The following is a 20,364-nucleotide window of genomic DNA, read 5'->3' on the forward strand; positions in this document are numbered from 1 at the left end:
GGGCGTTTGAACTCAGTCATCATTACGTTCTCCGGATTTAAGTCTGGAACGTGTCAACGCTATTCAGGACGGGTCAAAGTTAAAAAAAAGCCCATCGTAGGAGACGGGCAAAGACTACACACAGCAATTCGTTGTTTCACTCAGGGGATTTCCATGCTTATAAATCAATGTGTTGATTTATAACCGTGTGCTAATAGTAGGCATGAGCACTTTTTGCGTCGATCAGATTCGTCTCAATAGTTTAAAAACTGTAACGGATTTGCGACAGAAATGAGATGCGGCGGGGAACAGACGGGCGAATCAAAATGGGGTGTGCGTTGAATTGATAAACGTCGCTAAAGCATCGGGCGGCAATGCCGCCCGACGGGATTATGACTGCTTGTTGGCTTCCTCGATATCATCCAGCTCTTCAAGGATCTCCTCTGGTTCATTCGTCGGCGCCGGAACTTCATGTACCCATGCGGAGAACAAACGCCAGGTCACGGCCAGAAGCACCGGTCCAATAAACAGACCAATCATACCGAATGCAATCAGGCCGCCGATTACCCCGGAAAGGATCAGAAGCAGCGGTAAATCGGCGCCCATGCGGATGAGTACCGGGCGAATCACGTTATCCAGAGTGCCGACGACGGCGCTCCAAACCAGCAGCACGGTGCCCCAGGTGGTGTCGCCTGTCCAGTAAAGCCAGATAATGGCTGGAATCAATACCGGCAACGGCCCCAACTGAACCAGACACGAAAGGATCATCACTACCGTCAACAGAGTAGCGTAAGGCACGCCGGAAATCGCCAGCCCGACGCCGCCAAGTACCGCCTGTACCAGCGCGGTGACCACCACGCCAAGCGCCACGGCGCGGATCGCCTGGGCAGCCAGCAGAACCGCCGCATCGCCGCGTTTAGCCGCGAGACGACAGGCAAAATGACGTATTCCCATCGCCACTTGTTCGCCGCGCCAGTAAAGCAGGGCGCTAAACAACAGCATCAGGGCGCAGTGCATCATAAAGCGTCCGATATGCGCCGCCTGACCGACAAACCAGGTCGTGGTTGTGCCGATATAAGGCCGCACTTTCGCCATAATAGCGCTACCGCCCATATCCAGCAGGCTATGCCATCCGGCATACAGTTTGGCGCCAACCAACGGAATATTATTTAACCATGCCAGATCGGGTAGCGTCATATCGCCGCCGGTCACTGCATGGATGAGCGGGCCGCTACCGTCGACAATGCTGTTCACCAGCAAGGCGACGGGAATAACGAAGAGCAGCACTAACAGCAGCGTCATGACCAGTACGGCAAGCGAGCGGCGGCCCCACAATATTTTTTGTAATTTCAGCAAAACGGGCCAGGTCGCGATAACAATCGTACCTGCCCATGCAAACCCCAAAATAAAAGGCTGTACTATCCACAAACAGGCCACAATTATGATGGCTAAAAACAGCACCGATAGCAGCACTTGCGCAATATCCCTGGGCTGACGAACATTTACCATAAATACTTTTCACCTTTGTCTTTGCGCCAGAACGTTGGCGCGACGTGAACATGCAAACCACACCCTATAATGATGAGCAATTTCAGCGGTTTTTAACAGGCCGATTCTGCATGTAATTCTGTTGGGCGCACAGGAAAAAAATGTGATACAACAAATAACGCAACACGCAAACGATTAAGCATCCCTTCCTGTGCGTAGACCGCTCGCGCTCGCCGGGTTGGGCGCCACCGTTCACAACATAGACCGCAGGAAAAGGTCAATATAATGATTCCACAAATTTCTCAGGCACCCGGCGTCGTTCAGCTGGTGCTCAATTTTTTGCAGGCGCTGGAGCAGCAAGGGTTTACGGGCGATACGGCAACCAGCTATGCCGACCGTCTGACAATGTCGACCGATAACAGTATCTACCAGCTTCTTCCCGATGCTGTTGTGTTTCCCCGTTCTACGGCGGATGTCGCGCTTCTTGCCCGTCTGGCGGCGGAGCCGCGCTTTATGTCGCTGATATTTACCCCGCGAGGCGGCGGTACTGGCACGAATGGCCAGGCGCTAAACCAGGGCATTATTGTTGATATGTCCCGCTATATGAACCGCATTATTGAAATTAATCCTGAAGAGGGATGGGTGCGGGTAGAGGCGGGGGTGATAAAAGATCAGCTTAATCAGGCGTTAAAGCCGTATGGCTATTTTTTTGCGCCGGAACTTTCCACCAGTAATCGCGCCACGCTTGGCGGTATGATTAATACCGATGCCTCCGGTCAGGGTTCGCTGGTCTATGGAAAAACGTCAGATCACGTCTTAGGCATACGGGCCGTATTGTTGGGGGGCGATATCCTTGACACGCAATCGATGCCCGTAGAGCTTGCCCGGACGCTGGGTGAAAACACGACGACGCCAGGCCGCATCTATCAGACCGTCTATCAGTCCTGCCTGGAAAACCGCCAACTTATCCTCGATAGCTTTCCAAAGCTCAATCGCTTCCTGACAGGCTACGATTTACGCCACGTCTTTAACGATGACATGACCCGCTTCGATCTTACCCGTATCTTAACGGGGTCGGAAGGGACGCTGGCGTTTATTACTGAAGCCCGGCTGGAGATTACCCCGATACCCAAAGTCCGCCGTCTGGTAAATGTAAAATACGACTCCTTTGATTCCGCGCTGCGTAACGCCCCTTTTATGGTTGATGCGCGCGCCTTATCCGTCGAGACGGTCGATTCCAAAGTCCTTAACCTCGCGCGGGAAGATATTGTCTGGCACTCCGTTAGCGAATTGATTACCGATGTGCCGGATAAAGAGATGCTTGGCCTGAATATCGTAGAATTCGCGGGTGACGATGAAGCGCTTATTGACGGACAGGTCGAGGCGCTGTGCCACCGGCTGGATGGCCTGATGGCACGTGCGGAAGCGGGCGTGATCGGCTGGCAACTTTGTACCGATTTGACGGGTATTGAGCGTATTTACGCGATGCGTAAAAAAGCGGTAGGGCTGCTGGGTAATGCGAAAGGCGCTGCCAAACCGATTCCTTTCGCGGAAGATACCTGCGTGCCGCCTGAACATCTGGCCGATTATATCGCCGAATTTCGCGCCCTGCTGGATGGTCATGGCTTAAGTTACGGCATGTTCGGCCACGTGGATGCCGGGGTGCTGCATGTGCGTCCGGCGCTGGATATGTGCGATCCGCAGCAGGAACTGTTGATGAAACAGATCTCCGATGAGGTCGTCGCGCTGACCGCCAGATACGGCGGGCTGTTGTGGGGCGAGCATGGAAAAGGTTTTCGTGCGGAATACAGCCCGGCCTTTTTCGGCGAAGTCCTGTATGGCGAGCTGCGCAAAATAAAAGCGGCTTTTGATCCGCATAATCGACTTAACCCGGGTAAAATCTGTCCGCCGCAGGGGATAGAGGCGCCGATGATGAAGGTGGATGCGGTAAAACGCGGCACCTGGGATCGGCAAATCCCGCTGGCGGTGCGGCAGACCTGGCGCGGCGCTATGGAGTGTAATGGTAACGGCCTGTGCTTTAATTTCGATGCGAAAAGCCCAATGTGCCCGTCGATGAAAATTAGCCTTAACCGGATCCACTCGCCGAAAGGGCGGGCGACGCTGGTGCGGGAATGGCTCCGTCTATTGGCCGATCGCGGCGTCGATCCGTTGAAGCTGGAAAAGGAGTTGCCAGAAAAACGCGCCAGCTTACGCACGCTGATTGCCCGCACCCGGAATAGTTGGCACAAACGCAAAGGCGAGTATGACTTTTCCCATGAAGTTAAAGAGGCCATGTCCGGCTGTCTGGCGTGTAAAGCCTGTACGACCCAGTGTCCGATTAAAATCGATGTTCCGGAGTTTCGTTCACGTTTCTTACAGCTTTACCATACGCGTTATCTGCGTCCGGTACGCGATCATCTGGTGGCGACGGTCGAGACCTACGCGCCGCTGATGGCGCGTGCGCCAAAGACCTTTAACTTTTTTATTAACCAACCGGTAGTTCGTAATCTGGCGAAAAAACATATCGGTATGGTGGATTTACCTCTGCTTTCTGCCCCTTCATTGCAACAGCAACTGGTGGGCCATCTGTCCGCTGATATGACGCTTGAGCAACTGGAGCGCATGAGCGCCGAGCAAAAAGCGAAAACGGTACTGGTGGTTCAGGATCCGTTTACCAGCTACTACGACGCCCGGGTCGTGGCGGACTTTATCCGCCTGGCGGAAAAACTGGGCAGGAGGCCGGTATTGTTACCGTTCTCGCCGAATGGTAAGGCGCAGCATATTAAAGGTTTTCTTAATCGCTTTGCGAAAACGGCGAAAAAAACCTCTGAGTTCCTTAATCGGATCGCCGCGTTGGGGATGCCGATGGTGGGCGTCGATCCGGCACTGGTGCTGTGTTATCGCGACGAATACAAACTGGCGCTGGGCGAACAGCGCGGCGATTTTCATGTGTTGCTGGTGAATGAATGGCTGGCGCAGGAAATAAATGCAAGACTGTCCGTCGAGGTGAGCGGCGAACCGTGGTACTTTTTTGGTCATTGTACGGAAGTCACGGCTTTACCCGGCGCGCCTGCGCAGTGGGCCGCCATCTTTGCCCATTTTGGCGCGAAGCTGGAAAATGTCAGCGTAGGCTGCTGCGGTATGGCGGGCACTTATGGACATGAACTCACCAATCATAAAAATTCGCTGGGAATTTATGAGCTATCCTGGCATCAGGCGATGCAACGTTTACCGCGAAACCGTTGCCTGGCAACCGGTTATTCCTGCCGAAGCCAGGTTAAACGCATTGAAGGTACGGGCGTGCGTCACCCGTTGCAGGCATTACTGGAGATTATAGGTTGATCTGGAAACGTGAAGTGACCCTCGATGCGCTTAATGCGATGGGGGAAGGGAATATGGTTGGCCTGCTTGATATCCGCTTTGAGCGTATTGGGGACGATACGCTGGAAGCGACAATGCCCGTCGATCATCGCACCAAACAGCCGTTCGGCTTGCTGCATGGCGGAGCGTCTGTGGTGCTGGCGGAAAGTATCGGCTCGGTCGCAGGTTATCTGTGTACGCAGGGGGAGCAAAAGGTGGTGGGGCTGGCGGTGAATGCCAACCATGTACGGTCGGCGCGTCAGGGGCGCGTACGAGGCGTCTGTAAAGCGTTGCATACCGGGGCTCGCCATCAGGTCTGGCAGATAGAGATCTTTGATGAACAGGGACGTCTGTGCTGTTCTTCGCGTCTTACTACAGCGATTGTGTGACGTTGTCACCATAAAAGTGTGATGCATATTGCTTTTGGTCAAAATGTGCGCAGAAAAAGGTGATATACTGTGCACGTTTACATATAAGCGAGGATGATATGTCTACTGATTTGGATCCAACCCAACTGGCGATTGAATTTTTACGCCGTGATAAAACCGAACTTTCTCCCGCGCAGTATTTGAAGCGTTTAAAACAGCTGGAGTTAGAGTTTGCCGATCTCCTCACCCTCTCTGCAACCGAACTGAAAGAAGAGATCTATTTCGCCTGGCGGTTGGGCGTGCATTAATAAAGTCTGTGTAGGCCGGATAAGGCGTTAGCCGCCATCCGGCTATGTTACCAGGCAATCTCACCAGACACTGTCCCCCGGTAATAGATAACCCCCTTGATTTTGTTTAAAAAAAATACAGATCGCCATTTGTGCTAAAAAGGCGCGCTCTCTTTATGAGATTATTCTTATGCCCCTTCAAGAGCTAAGCCATTAAGAGTGCCGGAGATAAGCGCCGGATGGGGCCGGAACCCTTAAGCCTGTATTGAACAGACTTAAGGGTTTTTCTTTTCCGGGCGCGTAAAAAACTAAGGTCTGTCAATAACCGCCGGCATGTCGTCAGCCGTATGATTATTCAAAATACGGTTAGCCAGCACACCTGACATCATCGATCCGTTAACGTTCAGTGCCGTGCGGGCCATATCAACGATAGGTTCGATGGCAATAAAAATACCGACCAGCGCAACGGGAAAATTCAACGTCGACAGGACAATCAGCGCCGCGAACGTACCACCGCCGCCGACGCCGGCTACGCCAATAGACCCTAGCGCAATGGCAGGCAACATCGCGGCCAGAAAATGCAGCGAGAGCGGATCGATGCCGATGGTGGGTGCAATCATCGCTACCATAATAGCCGGATAAATCCCGGCGCAGCCATTTTGCCCCATACTGGAGCCAAACGAGGCGGAAATATTGGCAATGGTGCTTTGTACGCCAAATTTTTCCTGGGCGGAAATGGCCAGCGGAATAGAGGCTGCGCTGCTGCGGGAAACAAACGCAAAGGTTAAGACGGGCCACACCATTCTGAAATAACGCGCTGGATTATTACCGCTGAGGATCAGCAAGATGGCGTGCACGATAAACATCATGAAAATCGCGATGTAACAGGCGCCGATAAAACCAAGTAAGCTGGCGAATTGTTCAAGGCGGTATGATGAAAATACGGTAGTCATTAATGCCATGACGCCATAGGGCGTTAATGCAATAACGATACGTACCATCTTCATGACCCAGATCTGAATAGCGTTAATGCCTGCGCTTAATTTCTGACCTTCTTCCGGCGCCTCTTTTTTGACCTTTAACAGAGCGATCCCCGCTATTAGCGTGAAGATAACGATGCCGATAACGGAAACACTTCTGGCTCCTGTAAGATCAAGAAAAATATTAGTCGGGATCAGCGATGTCACTAACTGGGGAATCGACACCGCGGCAGTCTTATTGACTTCTTCTGTAGTTAACATTGACGGCATGTGCACAAAAGCGCTGGCGTCAAGCCCCAGTATATGAGCGGTCAGTAATCCGATAAAACCGGCAACCATCACCAGACATAACATGCATCCGACGATCGTCAGCGACATTTTTCCGATGCCGGCGCTATTTTCCAGTTTATTGATGGCGGAAAGAATAGAAATAATAATTAGCGGTATAGCGACCAGTTTTAGCAGGTGGACGTAACCATTGCCGACGATGCTGTACCATTCGATAATAGTTTTAGTGTGATTTGCTGAAATAAAATGCAGGGATAAACCAATAACAGCCCCTAAAAAGATAGCGATAAAAACGCTTTTCGACAGGGAATCGCTTTTTTGATTAATTCTCAAGATGACCCACGAGAAAACCAAAAAAAGTGCGATATACGCGAGCGTAACAACCATATTTTAAGCCTCTTGCCTCATTCAGCACCTGAAATGCCGGAAAGAGTTTACATAAACCTATAGCTCAAACTGAGTTATAGAACCGCAGCGGATTATAAAGAGCGCAACGCCAGGTATCCATACAAAAATGGGGTTCTGACCTCGCCGCCCGGCAATGTCGACAGCCTATTAATTAAATAGTCATTTTCTATACATCTTTTCGTTTTTGACCGGCCAGAACGGTTAACATCTTATAAATTATTACTTATCAAAAGGTTAAGTGATTTTTTGTCTGTCGTATGACCTGGCGGACAGGGTCTATGCTTAATAAAAGGCGCTCAATATGACCATTTGTTGGAAAGCCCCTGCGGTTAAGGGGTTGAAGTGATAATCATTATCACTAACATGCTGTTATATCCTGGTGATTTAGAACGCGAGGTAACTCTATGGAATTGCATTCAGACACGTTTAACCCGGAGGACTTCCCCTGGCAAGGGCTGACGTTAACGCCTGCGGCGGCTGCGCACATACGTGAACTGGCAGCAAAGCAGCCGGGCATGTTGGGCGTGCGGTTAAGCGTAAAACAGACGGGATGTGCCGGATTTGGCTATGTTCTGGATACCGTTCGGGAGCCGGATAAAGACGATCTGGTTTTTGAAGCCGAAGGCGCAAAGCTTTTCGCACCGTTACAGGCGATGCCTTTTATTGACGGAACAGAAGTGGATTACGTACAGGAAGGGCTGAACCAGTTATTTAAATTTCATAACCCCAAAGCCCAGAATGAATGCGGCTGCGGCGAAAGTTTTGGGGTATAGGCGGTACTATGTCTCGTAATACTGAAGCAACGGAAGAGGTCGGCATCTGGACAGGCGGACGCCTTAATTACAAAGAAGGATTTTTCACGCAACTACCTACTGATGAACTGGCAAAAGGCATCAGCGAAGAGGTGGTGCGCGCGATTTCCGCAAAGCGTAACGAACCTGAGTGGATGCTGGAATTTCGTCTCAATGCCTATAGAGCCTGGCTGGACATGGATGAACCGCACTGGCTGAAGGCGCACTACGATAAACTGAACTATCAGGACTACAGCTATTACTCTGCGCCATCATGCGGAAACTGCGACGATAGCTGCGTTTCCCAGCCGGGAGCCGTACAGCAAACGGGCGCGAATACCTTTTTGAGTAAAGAGGTTGAAGACGCCTTCGAGCAACTTGGCGTTCCGGTTCGCGAAGGGAAAGAGGTCGCCGTCGATGCGATTTTTGACTCGGTCTCCGTAGCGACCACATACCGTGAAAAACTGGCGGAGCAGGGCATTATTTTCTGTTCTTTTGGCGAAGCGATACACGATCACCCTGACCTGGTCAGGAAATATCTTGGCACCGTCGTGCCGGGGAACGATAACTTTTTTGCCGCGCTGAATGCGGCAGTCGCTTCCGATGGGACATTTATCTATGTTCCCAAAGGCGTGCGTTGCCCGATGGAGTTATCCACCTATTTTCGCATTAACGCCGAGAAAACCGGTCAGTTTGAGCGCACGATTCTGGTGGCGGATGAAGGCAGCTATGTGAGTTATATCGAAGGCTGCTCCGCGCCCGTACGCGACAGTTATCAGCTCCACGCCGCGGTAGTGGAAGTCATCATCCATAAAGATGCTGAAGTAAAATATTCCACCGTACAAAACTGGTTCCCGGGCGACAACAACACGGGCGGCATTCTGAACTTTGTGACCAAGCGTGCGTTGTGCGAAGGGGAAAACAGCAAGATGTCGTGGACCCAGTCGGAAACCGGTTCGGCGATTACCTGGAAATACCCGAGCTGCATTCTGCGCGGTGATAATTCTATCGGCGAGTTCTATTCCGTTGCGCTGACCAGTGGACATCAGCAGGCTGACACCGGCACCAAAATGATCCATATCGGTAAAAACACGCGCTCAACCATTATCTCAAAAGGCATTTCTGCCGGCCACAGCCAGAACAGCTACCGTGGGCTGGTAAAAATTATGCCGACGGCAACCAACGCCCGAAATTTCACCCAATGCGACTCCATGTTGATTGGCGCGGACTGCAGCGCGCATACGTTCCCGTATGTTGAATGCCGCAATAACAGCGCGCAGCTGGAGCACGAGGCGACAACATCACGCATCGGTGAAGATCAGCTTTTCTATTGTCTGCAACGCGGCATCAGCGAAGAAGACGCTATTTCGATGATCGTCAACGGTTTCTGCAAAGACGTTTTCTCGGAACTACCGCTGGAGTTCGCCGTTGAAGCGCAAAAACTGCTGGCGATTAGCCTTGAGCACAGCGTCGGTTAATGATGAAGGAAAAACCATGTTAAGCATTAAAGATTTACAGGTCAGTGTGGAAGAAAAAGCGATTTTGCGTGGCCTGAATCTGGAGATTCGCCCCGGCGAAGTTCATGCCATTATGGGGCCGAACGGTTCCGGGAAAAGCACGCTCTCCGCCACTCTGGCGGGACGTGAAGATTATGAGGTCACCGGCGGCTCGGTTACGTTCAAAGGTAAAGATCTGCTTGAACTGTCGCCGGAGGAACGGGCGGGCGAAGGGATTTTTATGGCCTTCCAGTACCCGGTAGAAATCCCCGGCGTCAGTAACCAGTTTTTCCTGCAAACCGCGCTGAATGCCGTGCGCGCCTACCGCGGGCAGGCGTCGTTGGATCGCTTTGATTTTCAGGATCTGATGGAAGAGAAGATCGCATTGCTGAAAATGCCGGAAGATTTGCTGACCCGTTCGGTAAACGTCGGTTTTTCCGGCGGGGAGAAAAAGCGCAATGATATTTTGCAAATGGCGGTGCTGGAGCCGGAACTGTGCATCCTTGATGAGTCGGACTCCGGACTGGATATCGATGCGTTGAAAATTGTGGCGGAAGGCGTCAACGCGTTACGCGACGATAAACGCGCTTTTATTATCGTGACCCACTATCAGCGCATACTGGACTACATCAAGCCCGATTACGTCCACGTCCTCTATCAGGGGCGAATTGTCCGTTCCGGCGATTTTACTCTGGTCAAACAACTGGAGGAGCAGGGTTATGGCTGGCTTACCGAACAGCAGTAAAGCGCTACAGCAATGGCAACATCTCTTTGAAGAAAAAGGAAAAAGTCGAACTGAGCAGGCAAGACAACATTTACAACAGATGTTACGTCTGGGATTGCCGACGCGTAAACATGAAGACTGGAAATACACGCCGCTGGAGGGCTTAACCCATAGCCAGTTTATCCAGCAGTGTGCGACTATCAGCGCCGCACAGCGTGATGCGTTGGCGCTGCAAATCGATGCCGTGCGGCTGGTGTTTGTCGATGGTCGGTTTATGCCAGAGCTCAGTGATAGCACGCAAAACAGCGGATTTGACGTTAGCGTCAGGGATGAGCGCCAGACGCTTGCCGCGCCGGTACATCCCGAGGTTTTTCTGCATCTGACGGAAAGCCTGGCGCAATGTGTCACGTATATACAGGTACGGCGAAATCAGCGTCCGACCAGGCCGCTACTGTTAATGCATATCACGCAGGGCGTGGATGGCGACGAGCTGAACACCGCGCATTATCGCCACCATCTGGCGCTGGCGGAAGGCGCGGAAGCGACGGTTATTGAGCATTATGTCAGCCTTACAGCGGCAAAACATTTTACCGGCGCGCGTCTGACGATGAACGTTGCAGACAATGCGCAACTGCGTCATATCAAACTGGCGTTTGAAAATGCGTCCAGCTATCACTTTGCGCATAACGATCTTCTGCTGGCGACAGACGCCTCGGCGTTTAGCCACAGTTTTCTGCTGGGCGCCGCAGTACTACGTCACCACAGCAGCTCACAACTGAATGGTGAAAACGCGACGCTTCGACTGAATAGTCTGGCGATGCCGGTGAAAAATGAAGTCTGCGATACGCGGACATGGCTGGAACATAACAAAGGCTACTGTAACAGCCGCCAGTTGCACAAGACCATCGTCAGCGACAAAGGACGCGCGGTCTTTAATGGCCTGATTAACGTGGCGCAACACGCCATTAAAACCGACGGCCAGATGACCAATAATAACCTGTTGTTGGGGAAACTGGCCGAAGTCGATACCAAACCGCAATTAGAGATCTATGCCGATGACGTGAAGTGCAGCCACGGCGCGACGATCGGGCGTATTGACGATGAGCAGATGTTTTATCTGCAATCACGCGGCATCAGGCAGCAGGAGGCGCGGCACATGATTCTTTACGCGTTTGCCGCAGAGTTAACGGAAGCTATCTATGATAGCGCCCTTAAACAGCAGGTGCTGGCGCGAATCGGCCAGCGACTGCCCGGAGGCCTGGTATGACATTTCCTGTAGAAAAAGTACGGGCGGATTTTCCCATACTGCAGCGTGAAGTTAACGGCCTGCCGCTGGCTTACCTGGATAGCGCAGCCAGCGCTCAAAAACCTAATCAGGTGATTGATGCTGAATCTGCCTTCTACCGTCACGGCTATGCTGCGGTACATCGAGGTATCCATACGTTAAGCGCGCAGGCGACCGAAAGCATGGAGAATGTGCGTAAGCAGGCGTCGCGGTTTATTAACGCCCGTTCCGCAGAAGAACTGGTTTTCGTGCGCGGTACGACGGAGGGCATTAACCTTGTCGCCAACAGTTGGGGAACGGAAAATATTCGCGCCGGGGATAACATTATCATCAGCGAGATGGAGCATCACGCCAACATCGTTCCCTGGCAGATGCTGTGCGAGCGCAAAGGCGCTGAACTGCGCGTGATCCCATTGCATCCTGACGGTACGCTGCGGCTGGAGACCTTAGCTGCGCTGTTCGATGACCGGACCCGACTGCTGGCCATTACCCATGTTTCCAATGTGCTGGGGACGGAAAACCCACTGCCGGACATGATTGCGCTGGCGCGCCAGCATGGGGCGAAAGTGCTGGTGGATGGCGCCCAGGCCGTGATGCACCATGTTGTTGACGTCCAGGCGCTGGACTGCGATTTTTACGTTTTCTCCGGCCATAAACTTTACGGGCCGACCGGCATCGGCATTCTGTATGTTAAAGAGGCGTTGCTGCAAGAAATGCCGCCGTGGGAAGGGGGCGGGTCGATGATCTCGACCGTCAGCCTGACGCAGGGAACGACATGGGCGAAAGCGCCCTGGCGTTTTGAGGCGGGAACGCCGAATACTGGCGGCATCATCGGTCTCGGCGCGGCGATTGACTATGTGACGTCGCTGGGACTGGATAAGATTGGCGATTATGAGCAGATGCTGATGCGCTATGCGCTGGAGCAACTGGCGCAGGTGCCTGATATCACGCTGTATGGTCCGGCGCAGCGATTGGGCGTCATCGCGTTTAATCTGGGTAAACACCATGCTTACGACGTCGGCAGCTTTCTTGATAATTACGGTATCGCGGTACGAACGGGACATCACTGCGCAATGCCGCTCATGGCCTGGTATGGCGTGCCGGCAATGTGCCGGGCTTCGCTGGCGATGTATAACACCCATGAAGAAGTGGACCGACTGGTGGCAGGATTAACGCGTATCCACCGCTTATTGGGATAACAGTGAGGTTTTATGGCTGTGCTACCGGATAAAGAAAAACTGCTGCGTAACTTTACGCGTTGCGCTAATTGGGAAGAGAAATATTTATATATTATTGAGTTGGGGCAGCGCCTGGCGGAGTTAAATCCGCAGGATCGTAATCCGCAAAATACGATTCATGGCTGTCAGAGCCAGGTGTGGATCGTGATGCGGCGAAACGCCAACGGCATTATCGAATTGCAGGGCGACAGCGACGCGGCGATCGTTAAGGGCCTTATGGCGGTGGTATTTATTTTGTACCACCAAATGACGGCGCAGGATATTGTGCATTTTGATGTCCGGCCATGGTTCGAAAAAATGGCGCTTGCGCAGCACCTCACACCTTCTCGTTCTCAGGGGCTGGAAGCAATGATTCGCGCAATTCGCGCTAAGGCCGCCACTCTTAGCTAAACTGTACAGACAGCGTTCTACCTGATGTCAAATCCTTTGTCGGACGGCGACGTCGCTTTATCCAGAGTAGACAGAGCGTATATTTTGTTGTTCTGATAAGCGAAGCGCTACCAGTCGTCGCAGAGGGCATCACCAGGAATACAGGAGGTTTGGTATGAAACGTGCGTCTTTCATTACGCTAACTATTATCGGCGCGTATAGCGCGTTACAGGCAGCCTGGGCGGTTGATTATCCATTACCGCCCGAAGGCAGTCGTCTTATTGGTCAGAATCAAACCTATACCGTACAGGAAGGTGATAAAAACCTGCAGGCTATCGCCCGGCGTTTTGATACGGCGGCGATGCTCATTCTTGAAGCGAACAATACGATTGCGCTGGTGCCTAAGCCCGGTACGCTAATTACCATTCCCTCGCAGATGCTATTGCCGGATGCGCCCAGGGAAGGCGTTATCGTCAACCTCGCGGAGCTACGGTTGTATTATTACCCGCCGGGAGAAAACCGCGTTCAGGTGTATCCCATCGGCATCGGTTTGCAGGGGCTGGAAACTCCCGTCATGGACACCCGGATAGGGCAAAAGATCCCCAACCCGACGTGGACGCCGACGGCGGGCATACGCCAACGTTCGCTTGAGCGGGGGATCACGCTGCCACCGGTGATCCCTGCCGGGCCAAATAACCCGCTGGGACGCTATGCGCTGCGTCTGGCGCACGGTAATGGGGAATATCTCATTCATGGCACCAGCGCGCCGGATAGCGTGGGTCTGCGCGTGAGTTCCGGTTGCATTCGCATGAACGCGCCGGACATCAAGGCGTTATTTGCGCAGGTCAGAACGGGGACGCCGGTAAAAGTGATTAACCAGCCGGTGAAATTCTCTGTCGAGCCGAATGGCATTCGTTATGTAGAGGTACACAGGCCGCTATCGCCGGAAGAAGAGCAAAACGTGCAGACAATGCCCTATGTGTTGCCTGCGGAATTTACCGCGTTCAGAAACGCACAAGGGGTGGATAGTCGCCTGGTCGATAAGGCGCTATACCGGCGAGCCGGGTATCCAGTCAGCGTGAGCGCCGGGCAGACGCCAGCGGTAAATACGACCGCAGTCGAATCCGCTCAGAACGGTTTTGTCGGGGAAGAGGGGCAAACGCGCGCGACGCAGTAGCCTTCGCGCAAACGACGGACAAAAAAATGGCGCACGATGTGCGCCATTTTATATCGTGCGTCAAATTATTTACAGATGCGGAATACTTTGTTGTCCAGACGTTGGTTCGCGCGAGCAGCATCGTCTTTAGCAGCCTGAACGTCGGAACGCATTGCATTTACGTCATTACTCAGTTGCTCAACTTTAGCGCTCAGCGTCTGTACATCGGAAGACAACTGATCGATTTTAGCGTTGCTGGAACAACCTGTCAGTAACGTGGAACCCAGAACTGCTGCACCTAAGATCAGCTTGTTAGTACGGGTCATAATAATATCCTTATATTGTGCATGGTTATTCGGGTAAAGAAATGGCGCACGATGTGCGCCATTTTATATCGTGCGTCAAATTACTTACGGACGTGGGATACTACTTTGTTGTCCAGACGCTGGTTCGCGCGAGCTGCGTCGTCTTTAGCAGCCTGAACGTCGGAACGCATTGCATTTACGTCATTACTCAGTTGCTCAACTTTAGCGCTCAGCGTCTGTACATCGGAAGACAACTGATCGATTTTAGCGTTGCTTGAACAACCTGCCAGTAACGTGGAACCCAGAACTACTGCACCTAAGATCAGCTGGTTAGTACGGTTCATAACAATAACATTATACTTTGTGTGGTTATGTGGGTAAAAAAAATGGCGCACGATGTGCGCCATTTTTATTACGCAGGTACTATTACTTACGGTATTTAGTAGCCTGGTTGTCCAGACGCTGGTTAGCGCGAGCTGCGTCGTCTTTAGCAGCCTGAACGTCGGAACGCATTGCGTTCACGTCGTTGCTCAGCTGGTCAACTTTAGCGTTCAGAGTCTGAACGTCAGAAGACAGCTGATCGATTTTAGCGTTGCTGGAGCAACCAGCCAGCAGAGTAGAACCCAGGATTACCGCGCCCAGTACCAGTTTAGTACGATTCATTATTAATACCCTCTAGATTGAGTTAATCTCCATGTAGCGTTACAAGTATTACACAAACTTTTTTATGTTGAGAATATTTTTTTGATGGGAATGCACTTATTTTTGATCGTTCGCTCAAAGAAGCATCGAAATGCATGAAAGTCCCTAAAAAACCGAAAGAAAACAGGGGGCTTCCATCGGATTCTTCTTAGATAATCCGCAATTAGATAGTAAAATCCGATTTGATTTTTTTATTAATAGTGGCTATCGATTAAATAAAAAAAGCGCCGGAAGGGCGCTTTTTTAAACAAATTAATTCACACAACAATTATTACAGTACGTGAACAGAGGCGGTGTTAGTGGTGCCGCTTGGAACCAGCGCGCCGGAGACCATCACTACGACGTCGCCTTTCTGGGCGAGGCCGCTTTGCAGGGCGACATCTTTGCCCAGACGGTAGAAATCATCAGTAGAATTGATTTCTTTCACCAGCTGCGATACCACGCCTTTGCTCAGTACTAACTGACGGGCGGTCACTTCATTGGTGGTCAATGCCAGGATGGTGGCGTCCGGGAAGTATTTGCGCACGGCGCGAGCGGATTTACCGCCCTGGGTCGCTACTACGATCAGCGGCGCTTCCAGTTTTTCGGCGGTTTCTACCGCGCCGCGGCATACTGCTTCCGTAATGCGCAGTTTACGGCTGTCGTTGTTGTAGTCCAGACGGCTGTTCATGACGCGGTCGGTACGTTCGCAGATGGTCGCCATGATAGAAACGGCTTCCAGCGGGTATTTCCCTTTTGCGGATTCGCCGGACAGCATAACCGCATCCGTACCGTCGAGGATGGCGTTCGCAACGTCGCCTGCTTCTGCGCGGGTCGGACGCGGGTTTTTGATCATAGAATCCAGCATCTGAGTCGCGGTGATCACGACTTTACGTGCGCGGATACATTTTTCGATCATCATTTTCTGCGCAAAAATCACTTCTTCAACCGGGATTTCTACGCCCAGGTCGCCACGCGCAACCATGATGCCGTCGGAAGCTTCGAGAATTTCATCGAAGTTGTTCAGGCCTTCCTGGTTTTCGATCTTAGAGATAATCTGGATATTTTCACCGCCGTGAGCTTTCAGATGCTCGCGAATTTCGACAACGTCAGAACGTTTACGGATAAAGGACGCCGCAACAAAGTCAACGCCCTGTTCACAACCGAAGATCAGGTCCTGTTTGTCTTTTTCAGCCAGCGCCGGCAGAGCAATAGAAACGCCCGGCAGGTTAACGCCTTTGTTCTCGCCCAGATCGCCGTTGTTCAGCACCTTACAAATGACTTTATTGCCTTCGATGGCGGTCACTTCCATACCGATCAGACCATCGTCAACCAGGACTGTGTTGCCAACGCTCAGGTCGCTGGTGAAGCCTTCATAGGTGACGGCAACGATTTCATTATTACCGACCACGGATTTGTCGGTGGTAAAAGTGAAGGTTTGACCCGCTTTCAGCGAAACGTCGTTACCGCCTTCCAGTTTAATGGTGCGGATTTCTGGTCCTTTAGTATCAAGCAGAATAGCGGCTTTTTTACCGGTTTTGCTCATCACGTTGCGCAAGTTCTGGATACGCTGACCGTGTTCTGCATAATCGCCATGAGAGAAGTTCAGACGCATCACGTTCATGCCCGCGTCCAGCATTTTGCTTAACATCTCTTCGGATTCGGTTTTCGGACCGATAGTACAAACAATTTTCGTCTTTTTCATGACAGTCTTAGTCTTTAAGTTGAGGAGGATATGGAAATCTGGCTTCGGGCGCGCACGGCCCGGAAGCTAAGCCTGTGTTGCTAAAGTGATGATGCCTCGCTCTAAGGATAGGTGACATCGAAAGAGCGTGCAGAGGAATGTGTGCTCGCGTTTCAGCCCAACGGGAAGGGGATAATTTTAGTCGTTGAGTTTTACAGTCCAATGCGCTGAAACCATTCAAGAGACAATTGGCGCGCATTATACGCTGAAATTTACAAAAAAGGAAAATGAAAACCCTGTTTCAAAAGACATCTGTGCAGATCCACAACGGTTTGTTATTACGCTGTTTACGATGTCGCTGGCGATGACGCCGCCCGAACAGGGGCGGCGTTGCGCAACAGCGGGTGTTGTTGCGCATAATGTCAATCGAGCAACTTTTTGCCTTCCAGGTCGATGGCGATGTTTTGGTTGTGTGCTTTTCGATAGCACAGTATCGCTATCCCGATCGCCGCCCAGCTAATTCCGAGTATCAGAGCGTGAATGTTCATGTTTAAACAGACGTAGCCGATGACGATCATCCCCATGATCGGCGAAATGACATGGGCGAAAATGCGCCGCTGGGCTTTCATCCGGAAATTGAACAGGATAAACACACACAGGTTCACGACAAAAAAAGCGAAAAGCGCGCCAAAGTTCACCAGCGTGGAGATAGATTCAATCTTGCCGGAAAACAGGTAGCTGAGCAGCAGGGTGACGCCGCCGGTAAACAGAATGGCATAATCCGGCGTTTTACGCGTGGTATGGACGTGAGCGAGGAAGGCGGGCAACATTCGGTCGCGCCCCATTGAAAATAGCACTCTGGACACCGCCGTTTGCGCGGTAATAATGTTGCCGACGGCGCACACAAACGCCACAATGATGGAAAACGCCACTTTGAGCCAGATACCGCCAACGTTGCCGGCAATGGTGAAAAATGCTTCATTCGTCGCATTACCTTCCGCGAAGCGGTCGACGTTACCGGTGGCGAACGCCGCAAACGCCACAACGATAATAAACAGTACCGTCGCCAAAACTAACGCCAACAGCGTTTCTTTACTGACGGCGCGTCCCCCGCCTTCGCTTTCTTCACTTAATGTACTGATAGCGTCAAAGCCGAGAAAGTTCAGCGCAGCCACCGAAATCGCCGTCGCGATGAGCCCTGGGGTGAACCAATGTGAATCGAAAAAAGGCCGGAAGGAAAGCGTTATCTGACTACTGTCCAGCAGCATCAGACGGACAATGAGTAGCACGAAAATCGCCAGAATACCGAGTTGAATAAAGACCAGTAACTTATCGAATTTCGCCGTTTGCTGTATCCCGAGATAGTTGACTCCGGTGCCAATAGCCACATAAATCAACGGCCAGACCCAGACCGGGATTTGCGGTAAAATAGCGTGGACCGCGACGCCGCCCAGCACTGCCACGAGCGTAGGGAACAAAAGATAATCCAGCAGTAATATCCATCCGGTCAGAAACCCTACGGCGGGATTAATGCATACGCCAGCATACGCATAGGCCGAACCCGACGAGGAGATATGTTGCGATAAGGTAGAGTAGCTGTACGCGGTAAAAAACATCGCGATCGCGCCAATAATATAAACCAGCGCAACCATACCGTGCGAAAGATTATAAACGACGCCATAAAGAGAGACTGGCGCGATAGGCACCATAAACACCAGACCATAAAGCACTAAATCGGTAAGAGACAATTTTTTGACTTTTTTCATGATAAATACCTTAATGGCTTTTTATGCCAGATCGCGTAAAAACGCGCTTACCGCTGCGAGGCAGGGCGCGATATTTTCTTCATGCGGGTTATGGCTGCTGCCGGGAATAGTGACCGCGCGGCAGTCTGAAATGTGAGAGAGAAGCGGAGAGACGACGCGCTCGGTTGCCTGATCGTTTTCGCCGCGTAGTACCAGAACAGGACAGCGTATCTGGCACAAATGGGGCGTAATATCCCAGTCGGCAAGTTTGCCATTTGCCGCCAGTTCATTGGTTCCCCATAAAATGTGATAACCCGTAGGGTCGGCGGCGAACTGCGCATTAGAGCGCTGAACATGAACGGCTTCTTCCGCGAGGGTATAAACGTGTCTGGCATAATAAGCGACCAGCTGTTCCGGTGGGTTTTGATAAATGACGGCGGGCATAATGACGTTTTTGATATCGTCATCGGACATTGGCGTCAGAGCGTTAAAGAGCCGTATGGCTTCCTGTTGCCACAGGGCGATACTGGCCGGCGAACTGGCCAGTATCGTCCCGCGAAGCCCGGCAGGCTGTAAGCAGGCGTGCTCTGCGGCAAGCATTCCGCCCCAGGAATGTCCCAGTATCGAATACCCGTGTCCAATACCCAGGTGATGAATTAATTGGGTTAATTGACGGAGATAACGCGCAATAGTCCAGAAAGACGCGTCAGCATGAGGAAAATGCGTTGAACGACCGCAGCCATATTGATCGTAAAATATTACCATGCGCCCGTCATCAGCCAGACGGCGATAATTTAATAAATAATCAAAGCCGCCAGAAGGGCCGCCATGAAGGATAATGAGCGGCGTGAGTAATGATTTTCTGTCTCCATAAATCCGATAGCTTGTCAATATGTTTTCAGAAAACATTTTGCCATAGAGATAAGTATCATTCATATTCTTAATGACTCAGTGTGTGGCAGGGCAGGCGAAATTTATATTCGCCTGGGTAATATTATTTTTTTATTGTGTGTAAAACATTACACCAGAAGGTGGCGTAATGTTCCCATTGCAGAAACTGCGGGCTTCCCCAGTGCGGCGAACAATCACTGGCAAAGCAACATACTTTCCCTTTATGGTAAGTACCCATAACTAACAGTGGATCGCCATTAATTTCAGCAAGGACTTGACTATTTTCTTTGGCGATAAGCTTGTTATAGCCCAACAGCGGCGGCCATTCGCTAAATGGCTGGGTAATAACATGCTCTACCGCAGTATTTACTGCTTTACATCCTTGCGGTAGTTCTACGCGGTCATCTACATCCAGCATATCAACCGGCAATACCTCCGCCAGAACCGTATTTTTATAATTGGCTTTTGCTTCTATTCCCGTAAAGGATAAATACCCGCCGATCATCAACAGACCGCCGCCCTCAGCAACATAATCGGCGATAAGTTGTAATGCATCAGGAATAATGTCCATATTATAAAACGTTCTGTTTTGTAGCAGGAACGTATTGCTACCGATATCACTGATGACGATCGCATCATAGCAGGCTAATGCTTCGGCGGTTTGTGGAAAACGAGTTTGCACAATATGGGCAGGCATGTAGTCTACATCGATATTACCCTGGCGTAAGCAGGATAATAAATAGTCTGCGCCTTCTTCGTATTTGCTCGATGTAAAGCTATCAAAACCTTTAGAGTGAATCATATGAATGTGCCAGGATTCGCCAATAAATAAAATTTTCAT

19 protein-coding genes and 1 other RNA gene are annotated in these 20,364 nt (G+C 51.4%); 10 read left to right on the forward strand and 10 right to left on the reverse strand.

Annotated features, from left to right (window positions below):
- Positions 1-79: 79 nt before the first annotated feature.
- Both rprA and ydiK read right to left on the reverse strand, forming a co-directional pair.
- Positions 80-187, reverse strand: an RNA gene (gene rprA / locus ACLJRU_RS00005) — antisense sRNA RprA.
- A 182-nt stretch (positions 188-369) separates the two neighbouring features.
- The gene (ydiK, locus tag ACLJRU_RS00010; RefSeq protein WP_001539893.1) at positions 370-1,488 is read right to left on the reverse strand and encodes an AI-2E family transporter YdiK; all 1,119 of its coding nucleotides are present in this window, start codon (positions 1,486-1,488) and stop codon (positions 370-372) included.
- Between the two features lie 264 nt (positions 1,489-1,752).
- Between ydiK and ACLJRU_RS00015 the strand changes: the two genes are divergently transcribed.
- The 3 genes from ACLJRU_RS00015 to ACLJRU_RS00025 all read left to right on the forward strand — a co-directional run bounded on the left by ACLJRU_RS00015 (position 1,753) and on the right by ACLJRU_RS00025 (position 5,503).
- On the forward strand, positions 1,753-4,809 hold the full coding sequence (locus ACLJRU_RS00015; protein WP_023234915.1) for an FAD-binding and (Fe-S)-binding domain-containing protein: 3,057 nt from the start codon (positions 1,753-1,755) through the stop codon (positions 4,807-4,809).
- Positions 4,806-5,216, forward strand: a complete 411-nt coding sequence (gene menI, locus ACLJRU_RS00020) for a 1,4-dihydroxy-2-naphthoyl-CoA hydrolase (RefSeq protein WP_001539895.1) — start codon at positions 4,806-4,808, stop codon at positions 5,214-5,216. The genes ACLJRU_RS00015 and menI overlap by 4 nt, the downstream gene beginning before the upstream one ends.
- Before the next feature lie 98 nt (positions 5,217-5,314).
- The gene (locus ACLJRU_RS00025) at positions 5,315-5,503 is read left to right on the forward strand and encodes a YdiH family protein (RefSeq protein ID WP_001537749.1); all 189 of its coding nucleotides are present in this window, start codon (positions 5,315-5,317) and stop codon (positions 5,501-5,503) included.
- 287 nt (positions 5,504-5,790) lie between these two features.
- Here ACLJRU_RS00025 and ACLJRU_RS00030 read toward each other — a convergent pair whose 3' ends face one another.
- A complete protein-coding gene (locus ACLJRU_RS00030; RefSeq protein WP_001539896.1) occupies positions 5,791-7,137 on the reverse strand; it encodes an L-cystine transporter in 1,347 nt (448 codons plus the stop codon).
- A gap of 425 nt (positions 7,138-7,562) precedes the next feature.
- Between ACLJRU_RS00030 and sufA the strand changes: the two genes are divergently transcribed.
- From sufA to ACLJRU_RS00065, 7 genes are all read left to right on the forward strand, one after another.
- On the forward strand, positions 7,563-7,931 hold the full coding sequence (gene sufA / locus ACLJRU_RS00035; RefSeq protein ID WP_000418969.1) for a Fe-S cluster assembly scaffold SufA: 369 nt from the start codon (positions 7,563-7,565) through the stop codon (positions 7,929-7,931).
- A gap of 8 nt (positions 7,932-7,939) precedes the next feature.
- The gene (sufB, locus tag ACLJRU_RS00040) at positions 7,940-9,427 is read left to right on the forward strand and encodes a Fe-S cluster assembly protein SufB (RefSeq protein ID WP_000089386.1); all 1,488 of its coding nucleotides are present in this window, start codon (positions 7,940-7,942) and stop codon (positions 9,425-9,427) included.
- Positions 9,428-9,443: 16 nt separating this feature from the next.
- The gene (gene sufC / locus ACLJRU_RS00045) at positions 9,444-10,190 is read left to right on the forward strand and encodes a Fe-S cluster assembly ATPase SufC (protein WP_000948902.1); all 747 of its coding nucleotides are present in this window, start codon (positions 9,444-9,446) and stop codon (positions 10,188-10,190) included.
- Positions 10,165-11,436: a Fe-S cluster assembly protein SufD gene (gene sufD, locus ACLJRU_RS00050; RefSeq protein WP_011264278.1), complete on the forward strand. Its 1,272-nt coding sequence runs from the start codon at positions 10,165-10,167 to the stop codon at positions 11,434-11,436. The genes sufC and sufD overlap by 26 nt, the downstream gene beginning before the upstream one ends.
- Positions 11,433-12,653 carry a cysteine desulfurase SufS gene (sufS, locus tag ACLJRU_RS00055; protein WP_001539898.1) on the forward strand — a complete coding sequence of 407 codons (1,221 nt, stop codon included), beginning with the start codon at positions 11,433-11,435 and terminating at the stop codon, positions 12,651-12,653. Before sufD ends, sufS begins: the two co-directional genes overlap by 4 nt.
- 12 nt (positions 12,654-12,665) lie before the next feature.
- Positions 12,666-13,082, forward strand: coding sequence for a cysteine desulfuration protein SufE (sufE, locus tag ACLJRU_RS00060; protein ID WP_000279744.1), 417 nt, complete (start codon positions 12,666-12,668; stop codon positions 13,080-13,082).
- Positions 13,083-13,236: 154 nt separating this feature from the next.
- Complete coding sequence (locus tag ACLJRU_RS00065; protein ID WP_001539899.1) at positions 13,237-14,238, forward strand: L,D-transpeptidase family protein; 1,002 nt, start codon at positions 13,237-13,239, stop codon at positions 14,236-14,238.
- Between the two features lie 65 nt (positions 14,239-14,303).
- On the opposite strand, the gene ACLJRU_RS00070 is transcribed toward ACLJRU_RS00065, so the two are convergent.
- The 7 genes from ACLJRU_RS00070 to ACLJRU_RS00100 form a co-directional block, all read right to left on the reverse strand.
- Complete coding sequence (locus tag ACLJRU_RS00070; protein ID WP_000198781.1) at positions 14,304-14,543, reverse strand: major outer membrane lipoprotein; 240 nt, start codon at positions 14,541-14,543, stop codon at positions 14,304-14,306.
- Between the two features lie 80 nt (positions 14,544-14,623).
- Positions 14,624-14,866, reverse strand: coding sequence for a major outer membrane lipoprotein (locus ACLJRU_RS00075; protein ID WP_001521603.1), 243 nt, complete (start codon positions 14,864-14,866; stop codon positions 14,624-14,626).
- An 82-nt stretch (positions 14,867-14,948) separates the two neighbouring features.
- Positions 14,949-15,185 carry a murein lipoprotein Lpp gene (lpp, locus tag ACLJRU_RS00080; RefSeq protein WP_001082307.1) on the reverse strand — a complete coding sequence of 79 codons (237 nt, stop codon included), beginning with the start codon at positions 15,183-15,185 and terminating at the stop codon, positions 14,949-14,951.
- 310 nt (positions 15,186-15,495) lie between these two features.
- Positions 15,496-16,908, reverse strand: a complete 1,413-nt coding sequence (gene pykF, locus ACLJRU_RS00085) for a pyruvate kinase PykF (RefSeq protein WP_000751447.1) — start codon at positions 16,906-16,908, stop codon at positions 15,496-15,498.
- A gap of 401 nt (positions 16,909-17,309) precedes the next feature.
- Positions 17,310-18,653 carry an APC family permease gene (locus ACLJRU_RS00090; protein ID WP_023234916.1) on the reverse strand — a complete coding sequence of 448 codons (1,344 nt, stop codon included), beginning with the start codon at positions 18,651-18,653 and terminating at the stop codon, positions 17,310-17,312.
- A gap of 21 nt (positions 18,654-18,674) precedes the next feature.
- Positions 18,675-19,568, reverse strand: a complete 894-nt coding sequence (locus ACLJRU_RS00095; RefSeq protein WP_001539901.1) for a proline iminopeptidase-family hydrolase — start codon at positions 19,566-19,568, stop codon at positions 18,675-18,677.
- Positions 19,569-19,626: 58 nt separating this feature from the next.
- Positions 19,627-20,364 carry a glutamine amidotransferase gene (locus ACLJRU_RS00100; protein WP_000697187.1) on the reverse strand — a complete coding sequence of 246 codons (738 nt, stop codon included), beginning with the start codon at positions 20,362-20,364 and terminating at the stop codon, positions 19,627-19,629.

The sequence above is a fragment of the Salmonella sp. SAL00653 genome, assembly GCF_046552515.1.
Lineage (GTDB): Bacteria > Pseudomonadota > Gammaproteobacteria > Enterobacterales > Enterobacteriaceae > Salmonella > Salmonella enterica.

What these genes read in the sequence shown, in the direction of transcription:
- lpp (WP_001082307.1), bottom strand. Translation starts at nt 15,185, where the DNA reads ATGAATCGTACTAAACTGGTACTGGGCGCGGTAATCCTGGGTTCTACT.
- ACLJRU_RS00070 (WP_000198781.1), bottom strand. Translation starts at nt 14,543, where the DNA reads ATGACCCGTACTAACAAGCTGATCTTAGGTGCAGCAGTTCTGGGTTCC.
- ACLJRU_RS00075 (WP_001521603.1), bottom strand. Translation starts at nt 14,866, where the DNA reads ATGAACCGTACTAACCAGCTGATCTTAGGTGCAGTAGTTCTGGGTTCC.
- ACLJRU_RS00090 (WP_023234916.1), bottom strand. Translation starts at nt 18,653, where the DNA reads ATGAAAAAAGTCAAAAAATTGTCTCTTACCGATTTAGTGCTTTATGGT.
- ACLJRU_RS00030 (WP_001539896.1), bottom strand. Translation starts at nt 7,137, where the DNA reads ATGGTTGTTACGCTCGCGTATATCGCACTTTTTTTGGTTTTCTCGTGG.
- sufE (WP_000279744.1), top strand. Translation starts at nt 12,666, where the DNA reads ATGGCTGTGCTACCGGATAAAGAAAAACTGCTGCGTAACTTTACGCGT.
- sufA (WP_000418969.1), top strand. Translation starts at nt 7,563, where the DNA reads ATGGAATTGCATTCAGACACGTTTAACCCGGAGGACTTCCCCTGGCAA.
- pykF (WP_000751447.1), bottom strand. Translation starts at nt 16,908, where the DNA reads ATGAAAAAGACGAAAATTGTTTGTACTATCGGTCCGAAAACCGAATCC.
- ACLJRU_RS00100 (WP_000697187.1), bottom strand. Translation starts at nt 20,364, where the DNA reads ATGAAAATTTTATTTATTGGCGAATCCTGGCACATTCATATGATTCAC.
- ACLJRU_RS00025 (WP_001537749.1), top strand. Translation starts at nt 5,315, where the DNA reads ATGTCTACTGATTTGGATCCAACCCAACTGGCGATTGAATTTTTACGC.
- sufC (WP_000948902.1), top strand. Translation starts at nt 9,444, where the DNA reads ATGTTAAGCATTAAAGATTTACAGGTCAGTGTGGAAGAAAAAGCGATT.
- sufB (WP_000089386.1), top strand. Translation starts at nt 7,940, where the DNA reads ATGTCTCGTAATACTGAAGCAACGGAAGAGGTCGGCATCTGGACAGGC.
- sufS (WP_001539898.1), top strand. Translation starts at nt 11,433, where the DNA reads ATGACATTTCCTGTAGAAAAAGTACGGGCGGATTTTCCCATACTGCAG.
- ACLJRU_RS00095 (WP_001539901.1), bottom strand. Translation starts at nt 19,568, where the DNA reads ATGAATGATACTTATCTCTATGGCAAAATGTTTTCTGAAAACATATTG.
- ydiK (WP_001539893.1), bottom strand. Translation starts at nt 1,488, where the DNA reads ATGGTAAATGTTCGTCAGCCCAGGGATATTGCGCAAGTGCTGCTATCG.
- ACLJRU_RS00015 (WP_023234915.1), top strand. Translation starts at nt 1,753, where the DNA reads ATGATTCCACAAATTTCTCAGGCACCCGGCGTCGTTCAGCTGGTGCTC.
- sufD (WP_011264278.1), top strand. Translation starts at nt 10,165, where the DNA reads ATGGCTGGCTTACCGAACAGCAGTAAAGCGCTACAGCAATGGCAACAT.
- ACLJRU_RS00065 (WP_001539899.1), top strand. Translation starts at nt 13,237, where the DNA reads ATGAAACGTGCGTCTTTCATTACGCTAACTATTATCGGCGCGTATAGC.